Raw genomic sequence first — 14,629 nt, 5'->3', positions numbered from 1 at the left:
CCATAAGGACTCGAATCGGGAAGGTTTTCTGCTTCGTCGTAAACTGGTGGTGCAAGGGCAGAGTCAGGGGGAGTGGGACGACCTGATCTTTGAGCAGAGCCACCATCCCTGCGTGGACTTCGCTGAGCAGAAATCTCCGGCTTGCCTGTCAGTAACCTTCGATGGAAGCTCAGTGGTCGGCCGACCAGTTTCTCGAACTTATCCGGGCATCAGTTACTCTGCAGTTCGAAGATTCCACCTATGAAAAAATGAGAGGTTGGGGAGAGCACCGCGCTTGCCAACGATTCATTCTAGAATCACCAAGGAGGCCAACGGCATGATGGATGGAAACATGTTTGGTTATACCATGTGGGCAGGTCACGGACTTTGGTTGCTAGCGTTCGCCATTGTGGTGGTCATACCGGTCTGGCGCATCTGCCAACGAACGGGATTCCCCGGGTGGATCTCCATTCTGGTGCTAATCCCCTTACTGAACCTGGCTCTCCTGTATTTCATTGCCTTTGCTGATTGGCCCTCCAATACAGCGGGATCCAGCGATGAATGATCTCAAAAAACAGCATCATGTGGGTGCAACTGGGTAGACCGAGCACTCAGTGACGGATCCGGGCTGTGGAATGTCAGTGGATCCGCACGCCTCGAGGCATCGTGCTCAGCACGCTGGCAAGGCCTGGTGCTTCGGTGCTTCCCGCTGCAGGGCAAAGTTTGAAGCTAGCCCTGCAGGGTGCCCCGGTGAGGAACCCAAGCCGGCTGAACCGGTTGCGCCTGGCATCATGCACGCCCCACTATGCATTCGCGAAGCCGCCAGCCCGGTCCCGGCGACTGCCGGTCCTTTGGAGCAGCTTCTAGCCGGTTAGGAATTTCGATACGATGGGAAACAACAAAGAGCTCGCCTACCACGATTACCAATTCCTGGAATCCGATCCCGCCAGACCAATCCGCATACTCGCAGAGTATCTCAAGCCCATGGCTGCACTGGAGCAGGAGGGAATAACAGATACCGTTGTATTCTTCGGTTCTGCGCGCCTCAAAGAGAAGCATCCCCTCGGACGTTATTTGGGGGCGGCCAGAGAGCTGGCGAAAAGGGTTACCCTCTGGTCCCAATCCCAGTGGAATAATGGCCACAGCCTGGTGGTTTGCTCGGGGGGCGGCGGAGGCATCATGGAGGCCGCCAACCAGGGAGCTACCGATGCGGGTGGGCGGTCCCTGGGGTTGAACATAGGCTTGCCCCATGAACAGCGTCCAAACCCCTATATCTCAGAGGGGTTGGTCTTTGAGTTCCGATATTTCTTCATGCGGAAATTATGGTTTGCCCATCTGGCCCGAGCGATTGTGATCTTTCCCGGAGGGTTTGGCACCCTGGATGAACTGTTCGAGGTTCTCACCTTGTCCCAGACCCAAAAGCTGCATCCGCGAATTCCAGTGCTGTTGTATGGCCAGGAGTATTGGCAAGACATCGTCAATTTTGATGCCCTGGTGCGCCACGGCATGATCGCTCCAGAAGATCTCGAGCTGTTTCACTTCGTGAACTCAGTTCCCGAAGCAATGAGCGTTATTCAGTGCGAACTGGCGAACTATGACCGGAGGAAGGTTCCGTCCTTTGCCAGCTCCTGTTACTGCGAAGAAGAAGGTGCGGAGGGTCCATCTCCGGAAGTTTGAGGCGGTGTTCCAGCCGGGGGCGTTCTACTTCTTGCGGAACGCCCCGAACGGCATGGCCTGTAGAGATTGGGTCTGCTGAACGGCATTGCCGGTCTGATCGTTACTGGAGTAACGGAGGGTCCGAAGCCCATCCCGGGAACACTTCGAGAAGTTTCTGGATCAGCTTGAGAGTAATTGGGTGTCATAAAGACCCTGATAGCGGGTGCCCGGACCGTGCAGTCGGGCATAGTCGAAATCGGTGGGGATCTCTTTGGTCGAGGGAAAATCGTCCACCACGCGGGATCTGGCCTGGACGGCGAATTGGCTCAGCACTCAATGACATTCACTGCCAGGCCACCCCGGGAAGTTTCCTTGTACTTGTCGAGCATGTCGTGGCCGGTCTCCCGCATGGTCTGGATCACCTTGTCGAGGGAAACGAAATGTCGGCCATCGCCACGAAGCGCGAGCACCGCTGAGTTGATGGCGTCCATCGCGGCAATGGCGTTGCGTTCGATGCAGGGCACCTGTACCAGCCCGCCGATGGGGTCGCAGGTGAGGCCCAGGTGGTGCTCCATGCCAATTTCCGCCGCGTTCTCCACCTGGTGGGGTGTTCCGCCGGTGACGGCGGCCAGACCGGCGGCGGCCATCGCGCAGGCGGAGCCGACCTCGCCCTGACATCCGACTTCCGCACCGGAGATGGAGGCGTTCTCCTTGAACAGGATTCCAATGGCGGCCGCCGTGAGCAGAAAGCGAATGACGCCTTCCTCATTGGCGCCGGGGCACCAGTGCCAATAGTAGTGGAGCACTGCCGGGATAATGCCGGCGGCGCCGTTGGTGGGGGCCGTCACCATGCGACCACCGGCGGCGTTCTCTTCATTGACCGCCAGGGCGTACAGGTTGACCCAGTCCATGGCGCTCAGCGATGGCGAGATAAGGTCCTGCCGCTCCATGTCAACCAGCGACCGGTACAGGGACGCTGCCCTGCGTTCAATGCCCAACCCGCCAGGCAGGACGCCCTCATGCCGGATGCCGTTTTGAACGCATTCCTGCATCACTTGCCAGATCCTCTGGATCCCCGCACGAACCTCCGGCTCCGATTGCCAGGCCCGCTCATTGGCCATCATTACCTCGGCCATGGCCAGGCCGTGGGTGTCGCAGTGCTTCAGCAGCTCGGCCGATGTGCTGAAGGCATAGGGGAGGTGGGTGGCGTCGTCCACAATTCGATCTGTGTTGACGGCCTGTTCGTCCACCACGAAGCCCCCGCCGATGGAGTAATAGGTGCGTTCTGTGACCACCTCTCCGTGCCGGTTGAAGGCGGTGAATCGCATGCCATTGGGGTGGAATGGCAACGTCTCATCGCCACGGAAGATGAGATCGTCCGCCTCCCGGAAGGGAACGGCGTATTCGCCAAGAAGCAGGATCTCCCCCTGGCGAAGAATATGATTTGAGCGTGGGGCCAGCAGGTCGGGGTCGACGGTGTCCGGCCTGTGGCCTTCGAGCCCCAGCAGCATGGCGGGGACCGTGCCGTGGCCCTGGCCGGTGGCGCCGAGGGAGCCAAAGAGCTGAAGCCGCAATCGCCCGACATGGCCTAACCGGTCAAACGGCTTCAGTGACTCGGCAAACCGGCGAGCGGCCACCATGGGCCCTACGGTGTGGGAGCTGGAGGGGCCGATGCCAATCTTTAGCAGGTCGAATAAGCTGATGGCCAAGGCGACTCCCCCTTTACGTTGAACCGTAAAGTTTGAATGTGATGACCTAATGGTAGCGTCTTGTTGGGGTTGCCCATGGTTTGGGCGCGACGCGGAGGTGTTGATTTGCGGCAGTTGGGTGGAGCCCCGCTGCCGTTGGTCAGGGAGGGGGATTTTTCTCCCTATGTTTCGCCGCTACCCGCTGTACCCGTGTATTTCCTTCCAGTTTCCTGGATAAACCGCGTAAAAAATACTGGCTTGCTCGCCTTCGTACTTTAGTTCCGTGCCCTCCGGGATCCAGAGGATATCCCCGGGGTCGGCGTCCAGCACGCCCTCTTTGGTGACGAGTCGGAACAGACCACTAATGACATAGACGACCTCATCGTATAGCACCGTCCACGCTACGGAGCAGGCATCGAAATGGGCAACGCCGGCGCCCATGGTCTGGCTCAACTCTGTGCTCACCGCCCGCGCCACCTCGGCGTGTCCGGGCGGGCCTCCGCGATGTTGAAAGGTGAGGCTTGAGTGGCGAATCAGTTTTGCTGTCACGGGAATCTCCTTGGTTTCCTAAACTTCCGATCGGCTGGCAAACCGGGCTGCCGCCATGCGCAGTGGTACGCCAACGCGAAGTAGGGGTTTGGGGGGTAATTTGGATGGCGCGCCGGACACCTCGATCATGTCGGCAAGAAGTTGAGTCTTCTTCCCGCAGGCCATATCCGCCAGCATCATGCCGGAAATGGTGCCTCGGGCCGCGCCAACGCTCTGGTCGCAGCAGGATAGGAAAATGCCCGGTTCGATTTCCCCGAAATAGGTTTCGAAATTGCCGGACAGGCTGCTGGCACCGCCCCAGGTGTACTCGAACTTCACGTCTTTCAGTTGAGGGTAGCGAGCGTCGAAGGCTTGCTGATGGCGTTGGCGCACCCCTGGCAGCAGTTCTCCCGGCGTATTGTAATCGTGGGCGTAGCGGTAGGAGTTACGAACGATGATGCGCCGGTCCTGCGTCATCCGCAGCGTTGTACCTGCGTGGTCTGCTGGGGTGATGCCCCAGTCAAGTTGTCCGCCGTAGCGTTCCAGTTGGTCGTCCGTCAAAGGCTTGGTCATGCTGGCAAAGGTCATGACCGGCAGTATGCGATCGCGCATGAAGCCGAGTTCGGCTGTGAAGATGTTCGTGCCAAGCACAACCTGCCGGCATTTGATGCAGGCCTGGTCCGTTTCCAGCACGAATCCGTCGCCTGTGCGGGTAATTCTGGTCACTGCGGTGTGCTCGGCAATCCGCACATTCTCCGGCATGTTGTCGGCCAGGCCGCGCATCAGGGCCGCCGGCTGCATGAGGGTTCCGCCTGGCGTGAAGATGGCGGCGCTGTAAAAGTCTGTGCCAAAGATTGACTGCAGCTCCTGGCGCGAGAGTTTTTGGTACTGCTCGCCGAAACCTTTCAACAACTGTTCGTAATGGTCGAGAAACTTTTGGCCACGGGCGCCTACCGCAGCCTGATATTTGCCCGCATGGGACCATTGGCAGTCGATGCTGTAACGATCAATCTGGGTCTCCAGGTAGTCGATGGCGGTGCAGTTCAGGCTCAGCAGCTTGCGCTTGAGTTCGTTGTCGTTCGACTCCAGGTCCCGCTTGTGGGGCTGGTCTATCACAAACCCCGAGTTGCGACCGGAGGCGCCCTGGCCGACTTTTAGGGCCTCGATCAGGAGGAAGCTGCCATCCGGTTGGTTTTCGGCCAGCCGGCGGGCTGCGGCGCAGCCGACGAACCCACCTCCAACCACAACCGTATCAACGTTCACGTTTCCTTCCAGGGCGGGAAATACGGACACGTCATTAAGTACTTCGTACCAGCCGCAGCGGCCATCGTATTGAGGAAGAATCATCGTCAGTCTCGCTCTTTGTTGTGTTTGCACGACGTGGGTCGGGGGTTGAGGCTTTTTTCGAGTGGTTCAATTATTTGGCCTGTATATTAGAAATGCTATATTTAACGTTCGAGTAAAAGGAAAATAATTCCGAACATAAGTATGACTTATCAAAGAGGCGAATGGACTATGGCATCGGACCTGATTGACTCCCAGCTGTTGAACACTTTCGTTACCGTGGCCGAGTCTGATTCCCTGACCGAGGCCGCGAATCGATTGAAGGTAACCCAATCTGCGGTATCCCAGGCCCTTAAGCAGCTCGAGCAAGCCGTCGGGGCGGAGCTGGTTGTCCGGCGTACCCGTCCGGTACAGCTCACCGCCGCCGGGCAGGTGTTAAAGCAGAGTGCGGACACCATCCTCGCCGATCTGCGCCGGCTGAATGTGCGTCTCAGGGAGGCGTCCGAGAAAGGGCTGGTTCAGTGTCGTCTCGGGTTGGTGACCTCTTGTTCGGAAGTGTTCGGCAGTAAGCTGATCGCAAGTTTGAGCCGTCGTATTGAACGGCTCAGGCTGCGCAGTGGTATGACGCCAACGTTGATTCAGGCGTTTCTGGACCGCGAGATCGACATCCTCATTTCCAGTGATCCGTTGACCGATGTGGAAGGGCTGGAACGATTCCATCTCTGTCGTGACCCGATGCTGGTAGCCGCGTCGAGCACGATGCTTGGGCGGGTCAATCCGGACGCTGGTGGTGGCAGAAGCCTGGTTGAGAGGCTGGCGCGCTCGGAGCCGCTGATCCGGTATGGGCGTAACACACACATCGGCGCACTGAGCGAAGTGGCCATGCGTCGCATGCAGGTGCTGGCCAACGTACGCTACGAGACGGACGATACCCATACGTTGATGAGCTTCGTGCGGGATGGTCATGGCTGGGCGATCGTGAGCGCGCTGTGCCTAGCCCAGGTGCTGTATATGACCGAAGGTGTCGGGATAATCGAACTGGACGCCAGTCGCCATGCCAGGGATCTGTATTTGTTGGCCCGGGAAGGGGAGATGGGAGGCATCCCCTCACAGGTTGCGGAGAGCATTGCAGCGATCCTGCGAGAAGCTATCTGTCCCGCCCTGGTCGCGTGCGCTCCATGGCTGAATCTGGATCAGTTTGCTTTGCCTGAAGGATGAGTGTGTCCAACGGATTGTCAGCGGGATTAGGAACTGGTGGCGACGGATGTTTCGCCCGAATAGTGCTGCTCTTCCCGGGCATGCTCCAGCAGCCAGTCGCGGAACTCTTCCACGCCCGGTTTTGGCCTGGCGTGCTCCTCTGGCTCAAGCATATAGAAGTGTGCTTCGGTATTAAGCTCGGTGGTCACCGGGCGCACAAGTAGTCCATTGGTCAGGTACTGTTCCACCAACTGTTCCCAGCCAAGCGCAACGCCCTGGCCATTGAGGGCCGCCTGGATCAGCATCGGATAGTTGTTCAGGTTCAGCCGTCGCCGGGGCTCCATGGGTTTCATGCCCGCCGATTTGAACCATTCCTTCCAGGTGAGCCAGTTCTCACTGGAGTCCAGCCAGAGCTGGGTTGTGCCAAGAATTTGTTCTGGATTGTCCAGCGCCTGACGCTCCAGGAAATCCGGACTACAGATGGGGTACACCCGCTCGCGAAAGAGGGGGGTTGCAGACATTGCTGCAGGCGCTTTCCGGTAGTAAAACAGTGCAATATCGTACTCTGAACTGCGGACGCCTTTCAGGGTGTCGGTTGCCAGGATACGGACGTCGATATTGGGAACAGCATCCTGGAACTTCGGCAACCTCGGCAATAGCCAAAGCGAGGCCATGGCGTTGGAGGTCACCACTGTGATCTGCTTGTTGGGGCGCCACTGCAGAATGTCGCCGGTGGCATCGGCCAGAACCTGCAATGCCTCCTGAACACTGGCGTAGTACTGGTTGCCGGTCTGCGTCAGTCCCAGTTGGCGCTTGTCCCTTACGAACAGGGCATGGCCCAGGTATTCCTCCAGGTGCCGGATCTGGCGGCTGACGGCCCCCTGCGTCACATTGAGCTCGGCTGCGGCCCGGGTGAAACTCATATGGCGTGCAGCCGCTTCGAAGGCTACCAGGCTGTTCAGGGGAGGTAAGGGTTTTATCTTCACCGGTGTGTCTCCAGTAAAGTTGATGTAAGTAGCCCTTGGCACAAGTTTCCAGCGTCGAGCGCCGCGGCACAGGATCATTGTGCCCGAAAATGACAAACGCTGCCGAATCCTTGGGATAGGGCAGCCTTTGGTCATGGAGGGGGCGCCTAGTTTTCGCCGCTGGCTCGAAGCAGCGCACCCTGGGCAGCTGGCGATAAGGAAATCGGTTCCCTCGCGCCCACAACGTCATCACCGGTCTCGTTGATGACTCGCCGTTGGTGCGGGTCCAGCGGCGAGAGCCCCAGCTCCGTGCGCAGCGCTTTCATCAGAGAGATCGACATAACCAGGATTAGTATCGAAATAGGCAGGCCGGCTGCAATGGAGGCGGTTTGCACCACTTTGAGCCCGCCTGCATAGAGTAGGCCTCCGGCGATCAGTGCCTGCAGGCTTCCCCAGGCCACTCGCAACACCATCGGTGGTTCAGGGCTGCCTCTCGAGTTCAGCGTACAAAGCACCAGCGTGCCGGAATCCGCGGAGGTGATGAAATAGGTAGCCAGGAGCAGGGTGGTGAGCAGGCAGAGTATCTGGCCGAGCACGCCGGGGTCGAGTTTGGAAAAGAGGGTGAAGATGGCAGACGTGGTCTCGGCCTTAGTGGCTAGCAAGATATCGCCACCTTTGAATTCTGCTGCCTCGCCAGTCAACTCCCCGGCCACCACCTGCTGCTGGTGCGCGATCTGATCGTCCTTCTCCATCTTGAGGGCGGAGCCTCCAAAGACGGACATCCAGATGAACGTCACCAACGTCGGTACGATCAGTGCCCCGGTAATCAGTTCCCGAACAGTGCGGCCTCGGGAGATTCGCGCGATGAACATGCCCACGAATGGTGCCCAGGTCATCCACCAGGGCCAGTAGAATGCGGTCCACCAGTTCTGCCAGCCACTATCCCCTTGGGCATCGCTCCAGGTGCTGAGGGATACCAGGTTGCCAACATAGTCCCCGGTGCCCTCGATCAGGATATTCAGGATGTAACGAGTGGGGCCAATCAAGACGACGGCGAGGACGAGCAATATGGACAGTCGCATGTTCCACTCAGACAGTATTCGAATACCGCGTCCGACGCCGGTGATGACCGAGAAAATGGCCAGGGTGCTGATTGCGGCAATCATCAGCAGCTGATTGCCAATGCTAATATCGATTCCGAACACGTTGTTCAGGCCGGTGTTCATCTGGATGACGCCAAGCCCGAGTGATTGGGAGACGCCGAAGGCGGTGATCGCGACGGTCAGAATATCAACAGTGTGCCCGATCGGGCCGTAGATGCGATCGCCGATGAGGGGGTAGAGCACGGATCGCATGGTGAGCGGTAGGCCCTTGCGGTAAGCAAAGTAGGCCATGGCCAGTGCGACGATGATGAAGATGGCCCAGGGATGCAGCCCCCAATGGAAGAACGTGATGCGCATGGCTGTCGCCGCGGCCTCATCAGTCAGGCCGGTGGCGGCAAACGGATTTCCGGCGTAATGCCACATTGGCTCGGCCACAGACCAGAAGATCAAGCCGATACCCATCCCCCCACTGAACAGCATGGCCAGCCAGGACTTGTAGCTGAATTCCGGGGTTTCATCATCCTTCCCGAGCCGGATGTGCCCAAAGCGGCTAAACATCAGGTAGATCAGAAGCCCCAGCACCGAAGAGACCAGCAACAGATAGAACCATTTGAAGTTGTTGAGGATCGTATCGGATATTTGTTGAAAGAAGGTTCCGGCTTCCTCGGCCATGAAGCCGCAGAGCAGGACAAAGCCAATCACCAGGATCTTCGAAATAACGGTTACGGTGGGGTCGATGCCGCGCACCAACCCTTGCTCGTTTCTCATGAGGGGGCTCCACCTTTAATTGTTGTATTCGGCGTCATTCTGCGCGGCCCTTTGTTTTTCTTGGAGGCTGCGCTTGGGGTGTCGATGTAATGTCGTTTTCAGCAATGGCGATCCTCATCAAAAAATTGATATGGATCAAACGAAATTTTGTCCCTGCTGTCATGAGTATTTCTCATGACGTGTCGAGGCTGGCGACCGGGTCGCTCCCGGTGTCATGAGTAAAGCACGGGAATGTCGCTCTGAGATTCAAGAGAATAATGCTGTGATCTCACCTAAGCCCCTGACAAATAAAGGGCTAAGGCCTGTCATGAGTTTTTGGAATGGCAAGGCGGCTTAAAAGTCGTTTGCTGAGCGGATTTTTACGTCATTACCATCCTTCCTGACAACGCACCGGCTCATCGCCATTGAGCGAGATTAAAGCGGTGCTGATAACCCGAAAGGCCATTTGGACACGTTGTTTCAGGTTCAGAGAGAGGAGTGCGGTCATGACAACAATAAATCGACAGATTCCCATCACAGCAATCGAGAATGTTCGTAAGCCGCTTGCCAATGCCTCCGGCATGCCCAATGCGGTCTATGACGATGCCTCGCTGTACGAGTTTGAGCGGGACGAGGTGTTAGGCAAGGGCTGGGCAGCGTTAGGCTTCACCAGCGATCTACCGGTTAACGGTTTCGCCAAGCCCTACGATTTCATGGGCCTGCCGCTGGCGATCATGCGTAATCGTGAGGGCGAGCTCAAGGTCTTCCATAACGTCTGTAGTCACCGGGGCATGATCCTACTGAAAGAAGAGACCGAAGTGGAAGGTATGGTGCGGTGCCCGTACCACTCCTGGACCTACGATCTGAACGGCAACCTCAAGGGTACCCCGCACATTGGCGGTTACGGTAAGCACAAGGCCGAGGGCTTCGCCTGTGAAAAGCATGGGCTGCGCGAGGTGCGGTCCCATGTCTGGGCGGGCATGGTATTCATCAACCTGTCCGGCGATGCTGAGGATTTTGAAAGCTATATCGAGCCCCTGCTGCAGCGTTGGAAGGACTTTTGTGGCGCCGATGGCTGGGACAACCTGTACATCGCCTCGACGGGCAGCCAGATGCAACTGGAGGTCCAGTGCAACTGGAAGTTGGCCGTGGAGAACTACTGCGAGGCCTACCATTTGCCTTGGGTCCACCCCAGCCTGAATACCTATTCTCCGCTCGACCAACACTACAACCTGGAAGTCGGTGAGAACATGTCCGGGCAGGGTAGTTACAACTACAACCTGTCTGATGTGGCCGGTACGCGGCTGCCGCGATTTGAGTCCTGGCCGCAGGATCGTCTTCGCCAGGCCGAGTACATCTCACTCTATCCAAACGTCCTGCTCGGACTTCAGGCCGATCATTTCTTCGCCATTATTCTGGAGCCGAAGTCGCAGAACAGAACCGTGGAAAATCTCCGGCTGTTCTATGTCGGTGAGGAAGCGTGCGGCGACGAATACGCCGCCTGTCGCCACTCCCAGCTCGAAGCCTGGCGTGTGGTCTTTGGCGAGGATGTCTTCGCGGTTGAGGGTATGCAGGCCGGGCGCAAGTCACCCGGCTTCCAGGGCGGCGTGTTTTCACCGGTACTGGATGGCCCTACCCACCACTTCCACAACTGGGTAGCCAATCGCTACGAGGCAGCGATGCAGGAGTAACACTCGGTCCATGCGCACGGGCACCGATCCATGGCCGGTGCCTTGTTCAATTTCCGGCAGTACAGATTCCAAGGCAGGGTGAAATCTCATGTTGAACAGACAATCCAATCACTGGCTCAACTTCGTCGGCGGCGAGTGGGTCGATGGCAAGACAGCGATCGAAGTCCGAGACCCGTCTACCGACCAGGTGTTTGCGACCATCGCCAGTGCCGACGTGGACGATGTGGAAAACGCGGTTTCCGCTGCGCGCCAATGTGTCCGGGAAGGGCGTTTGACCCGTCAGCGCCCGGCGGAACGTGCCGAGCTGATGTACCGCATTGGCGCCGAGATCCGTGAGCTCGCCGAAGAGGGTGCCCTCCTGGCTTCCCGCGAGAACGGCAAGTCGATAAACGATGCACGGGATGAGTTCATCGAATCGGCTCGTTACTTCGAGTATTACGGCGGCATGGCCGACAAGATCGAGGGCAAGTCCATTCCCCTGGGTGAAGACTATATCGACTTCACCTACTACGAACCCCAGGGGATTTCGGTTCAGATCGTGCCCTGGAACTTCCCGGTCTCCATCTGTGCCCGCTCCCTGGCGCCAGCCCTGGCCGCGGGTAATGCGGTCATTGTCAAGTCGCCGGAGCTGTCGCCGCTGGCGATCACGCTCTTGGCCACCGCCTGCGAGCGGGCGGGCCTGCCGAAGGGAGCGCTGAGCATTCTTGCTGGTCCCGGGCGGGCAACCGGGGCGGCCTTGGTTGCCCACAAGGAAACCAACCAGATTGTGTTCACCGGCTCGGTGCCCACCGGGCAGGCTATCATGCGGTCCGCGGCAGAGAACTCTGTGCCCTGCGTGATGGAGCTGGGCGGCAAATCCGCAGCGGTGGCCTTTGCGGACGCGGACATGGACCAGTTGGTCTGCAGTGTTAAGGGCGGGATTTTTTTCAATGCCGGTCAGGTTTGCTCTGCCATGTCTCGTCTGCTGGTCCAGCGAGAGATCTACGACGAGGTTGTGGGCCGGGTCGCAGAACTGGCGCAGGGGCTGAGCATCGGTGGCGGCAAAGACAACCCGGACCTCACGCCAGTGGTGTCGATGCAGCAGCGAGACGGCATCCTTGATATGTGCCGTCAGGCTGAGGAGGACGGCGCCCGTCTGGTCACCGGTGGTCACGCTGTAGAAGGGCTGCCGGGTGCCTTCGTACAACCGACGGTGTTCGCCGACGTCACCCCGCAAATGCGGCTTTTCCGTGAGGAGGTGTTCGGGCCTGTGATTGCCATCACTCCCTTCGACACTGAAGAGGAAGCTTACGAACTGGCCAACGGTACCGATTATGGCCTTGTGGCGGGTGTGTTCACCCAGGATATCAGCCGCGCGATGCGTGCTTCTCAGGCCCTGGATGCGGGCCAGGTCTTCGTCAATGAGTGGTTTGCCGGCGGAATCGAGACTCCATTTGGTGGCAACCGTCTCTCCGGCTACGGCCGCGAGAAAGGGCAGGAAGCACTCTATAGCTACGTACGCACCAAGAACGTCGCAATTCGCGTCTCCCGATAACAAAGGTTACGGCGTCGTCTTGAAGATGGCGGCGACGGAGCGAGGGCCGAATCATGAAAAAGTGGTTATGCACCATTTGTGGTCTGATCTACGACGAAGCCAAGGGCTGGCCTTCCGAGGGTATTCCGGCGGGTACCCGCTGGGAGGATGTCCCGGATGACTGGCTCTGTCCCGACTGCGGTGTGGGCAAGGCCGATTTCGAAATGATTGAGCTGAAAACCGATGACAAACCCGCTGCCGCACCGGCACCGGCACCGGTGGCAAAGGCCCCGCTGCCGATTGTGATCGTGGGCAGCGGTTACGCCGGCTACAGCCTCGCCGAGGCAGTTCGCCAGCGTAACCCCGACACCCCTCTGGTGGTGGTCACTGCGGATGATGGGCACCACTACTCCAAGCCGGCTTTGTCCAACGCGCTGGCACGGAGCAAGTCCGCAGATGATCTGGTCAACGAGACCCCGCTGGCGATGGAGCAGCGGCTGAACATTCGCATTTACACGCGCTGCCGGGTACGGAGTATCGATACCGCCAGCAAGACCCTGGCGACCGATGCCGGTTCCCTGGAGTACGGCAAGCTGGTGCTTGCCTTGGGGGCCGATCCGATTCGACTGCCACTTGCCGGGAGCTGTGCCGAGGACGTTTTGAGTGTCAACGACCTTCAGGACTATCGCCGGATGCGGGAGCGCCTGCAGGGCTGCGAGAAAGTCACCATCATCGGTAATGGTCTCATCGGCTGTGAGTTTGCCAATGACCTGGTCATGGCCGGTCACCATGTCGATGTGGTTGGGCTGGACGAGTCGCCCATGAGCCGGTTGCTGCCGCCGGAAATCGGGTCAAGGCTCCAGCAGGCTTTGCAGGAGCAGGGAGTTCACTGGTACCAGGGCAACACCGTTGAACGGGTTGAGCGTGAGGGTGGCCGCTATAGGGCGTTCCTCCGTGATGGCACGGAGCTGGTCACAGACCTGGTGATCTCCGCCGTGGGCCTGCGGCCCCGTACCGAACTGGCCCAGGCGATCGGCGCCGAGGTCAATCGTGGTATTCGGGTCAACGGTGGCATGCGCACCAATGTTCCCGACGTATTCGCTATTGGTGACTGCGTCGAGATCAACGGGCAGCTGTTGCCCTACATTGCTCCGATCAACCACGGCATCCGGGCCCTGGCCGACACCCTGCTGGGCCGTCCGACCATGGTGCAGTACCCGCTGATGCCGGTCATCGTGAAAACACCGACGTTGCCATTAACGGTGCTGACCCCGTCCGCCGATGTGAGTGGGCGCTGGCAGGTGGAAAGCGAAGAGCAGGGGGCTCGGGCCTTGTTCGTGGATGACTCGGAGCAATTGCAGGGATTCGTTCTGGCCGAGGACTGCGTGTCGGAACGGCAGTACTGGCTTGACCGTTGCGGGCAGCCGCTGCAATGCTCGGTCGCCTGATGCCTCTATTGGGTAAAGGTGAAAGGTGAAATAGGCTGGCAAAACCTTGGCCCACCGTTGTCACCAAACGGCTGCTGGCGTCTTATGGACCGAAGGGGGAGCGGCGGTGATCGCTACCCCTATACCGGATGGCGTTACTGCTATCGGCCGGCCATACGTTGACGGATGATATGGATGGTGTCGATGTCCGCTGCGATGTATGCCTGTTGTGCAAACAGGTCGTAGGGGTGGTCATCCCCGATGTTTTCCAGGTAACGGGCGCAATAGCTGAACCGGACAAACAGGGATTCCGGTTCGGGTTCTTCTATGGTCATGGTGAGGCTGCCGCTCGCAACCGTGGCCGTCGGAACAATGTTGTAGTGTACAAAGTTGGCCTCCTGAAACGTGACCCGGTCGTCCACCACCACCCCCGGTAACTCCAGGCTGCGCTTGAGGCTCTGGTCTTCCTGCCACTCCAGCTGGTATTCCCCCAGCCCAATCAGAAAATACTCGGGCTTGGTCGCCCGCAAGACCAGGCCTTCCCACAGCTCGGATCGGGTGAGGTTTGGGGTGAGGCGATCGACAAGGTCATTAACCTGGACAACGTGTTCAAACTGCATAATGCGTTCCTCAATGGGCAGGCTTGTTGGAAAGGGTCCAATCTGATCGATAAATGGGCATGGTTGAAATGCCTGATGCTATAAGCGTGGTCCGGTTGATGTGAGGGTGAGGGCGGGTATTGATGCCCTCACCGGGGGAGGCATTGATCAGACGAATGGCGCCACGGCCGATTGAGTCATGGCACCTCTGTTCGAGTCGTTGATCACCAACACTCATAATTGGATTCCCTG

At 58.7% G+C, this 14,629-nt stretch carries 13 protein-coding genes; 6 read left to right on the top strand and 7 right to left on the bottom strand.

Annotation, left to right across the window (positions count from 1 at the left end; all coding sequences use genetic code 11):
- The first annotated feature begins 316 nt into the window (after positions 1–316).
- Both R3175_RS05525 and R3175_RS05520 read left to right on the top strand, forming a co-directional pair.
- On the top strand, positions 317–544 hold the full coding sequence (locus R3175_RS05525; protein ID WP_318942880.1) for a hypothetical protein: 228 nt from the start codon (positions 317–319) through the stop codon (positions 542–544).
- A gap of 323 nt (positions 545–867) precedes the next feature.
- Positions 868–1,656 (top strand): TIGR00730 family Rossman fold protein, encoded by a 789-nt coding sequence (locus R3175_RS05520; RefSeq protein ID WP_318942879.1) that lies wholly within the window; start codon positions 868–870, stop codon positions 1,654–1,656.
- 305 nt (positions 1,657–1,961) lie between these two features.
- Here the strand turns inward: R3175_RS05520 and R3175_RS05515 are convergent, their stop codons facing one another.
- The 3 genes from R3175_RS05515 to R3175_RS05505 all read right to left on the bottom strand — a co-directional run bounded on the left by R3175_RS05515 (position 1,962) and on the right by R3175_RS05505 (position 5,198).
- Entirely contained in the window at positions 1,962–3,344 is a 1,383-nt protein-coding gene (locus R3175_RS05515; protein ID WP_318942878.1) for an L-serine ammonia-lyase, read from the bottom strand.
- A 174-nt stretch (positions 3,345–3,518) separates the two neighbouring features.
- Positions 3,519–3,872, bottom strand: a complete 354-nt coding sequence (locus R3175_RS05510) for an ethanolamine utilization protein EutQ (protein WP_318942877.1) — start codon at positions 3,870–3,872, stop codon at positions 3,519–3,521.
- 18 nt (positions 3,873–3,890) lie between these two features.
- Positions 3,891–5,198 carry an FAD-dependent oxidoreductase gene (locus R3175_RS05505; RefSeq protein ID WP_318942876.1) on the bottom strand — a complete coding sequence of 436 codons (1,308 nt, stop codon included), beginning with the start codon at positions 5,196–5,198 and terminating at the stop codon, positions 3,891–3,893.
- Positions 5,199–5,366: 168 nt separating this feature from the next.
- Here R3175_RS05505 and R3175_RS05500 point away from each other — a divergent pair, with 168 nt between their 5' ends.
- Positions 5,367–6,353 carry a LysR family transcriptional regulator gene (locus R3175_RS05500; protein WP_318942875.1) on the top strand — a complete coding sequence of 329 codons (987 nt, stop codon included), beginning with the start codon at positions 5,367–5,369 and terminating at the stop codon, positions 6,351–6,353.
- A 26-nt stretch (positions 6,354–6,379) separates the two neighbouring features.
- Here the strand turns inward: R3175_RS05500 and gcvA are convergent, their stop codons facing one another.
- Together gcvA and R3175_RS05490 are read right to left on the bottom strand one after the other, a co-directional pair.
- Complete coding sequence (gene gcvA, locus R3175_RS05495; RefSeq protein WP_318942874.1) at positions 6,380–7,318, bottom strand: transcriptional regulator GcvA; 939 nt, start codon at positions 7,316–7,318, stop codon at positions 6,380–6,382.
- Between the two features lie 146 nt (positions 7,319–7,464).
- On the bottom strand, positions 7,465–9,168 hold the full coding sequence (locus tag R3175_RS05490; RefSeq protein WP_318942873.1) for a BCCT family transporter: 1,704 nt from the start codon (positions 9,166–9,168) through the stop codon (positions 7,465–7,467).
- 485 nt (positions 9,169–9,653) lie between these two features.
- On the opposite strand from R3175_RS05490, the gene R3175_RS05485 reads away from it, so the two are divergent.
- The 3 genes from R3175_RS05485 (at position 9,654) to R3175_RS05475 (ending at position 13,799) form a co-directional block, all read left to right on the top strand.
- The gene (locus tag R3175_RS05485; protein ID WP_318942872.1) at positions 9,654–10,838 is read left to right on the top strand and encodes an aromatic ring-hydroxylating oxygenase subunit alpha; all 1,185 of its coding nucleotides are present in this window, start codon (positions 9,654–9,656) and stop codon (positions 10,836–10,838) included.
- 88 nt (positions 10,839–10,926) lie between these two features.
- A complete protein-coding gene (locus R3175_RS05480; RefSeq protein ID WP_413231733.1) occupies positions 10,927–12,372 on the top strand; it encodes an aldehyde dehydrogenase family protein in 1,446 nt (481 codons plus the stop codon).
- A 53-nt stretch (positions 12,373–12,425) separates the two neighbouring features.
- Positions 12,426–13,799 (top strand): FAD-dependent oxidoreductase, encoded by a 1,374-nt coding sequence (locus R3175_RS05475; RefSeq protein ID WP_318942871.1) that lies wholly within the window; start codon positions 12,426–12,428, stop codon positions 13,797–13,799.
- Positions 13,800–13,939: 140 nt separating this feature from the next.
- Here the strand turns inward: R3175_RS05475 and R3175_RS05470 are convergent, their stop codons facing one another.
- Positions 13,940–14,398: an AtaL-like protein gene (locus R3175_RS05470; RefSeq protein ID WP_318942870.1), complete on the bottom strand. Its 459-nt coding sequence runs from the start codon at positions 14,396–14,398 to the stop codon at positions 13,940–13,942.
- A 10-nt stretch (positions 14,399–14,408) separates the two neighbouring features.
- A partial coding sequence (locus R3175_RS05465; protein ID WP_318942869.1) for a hypothetical protein occupies positions 14,409–14,629 on the bottom strand: 221 nt, incomplete at its 5' end.

The sequence above is a fragment of the Marinobacter sp. genome (assembly GCF_033722735.1).
Lineage (GTDB): Bacteria > Pseudomonadota > Gammaproteobacteria > Pseudomonadales > Oleiphilaceae > Marinobacter.
Note: the sequence above shows the minus strand (reverse complement) of the source record. Positions and strands in the feature narration are given on the sequence as shown.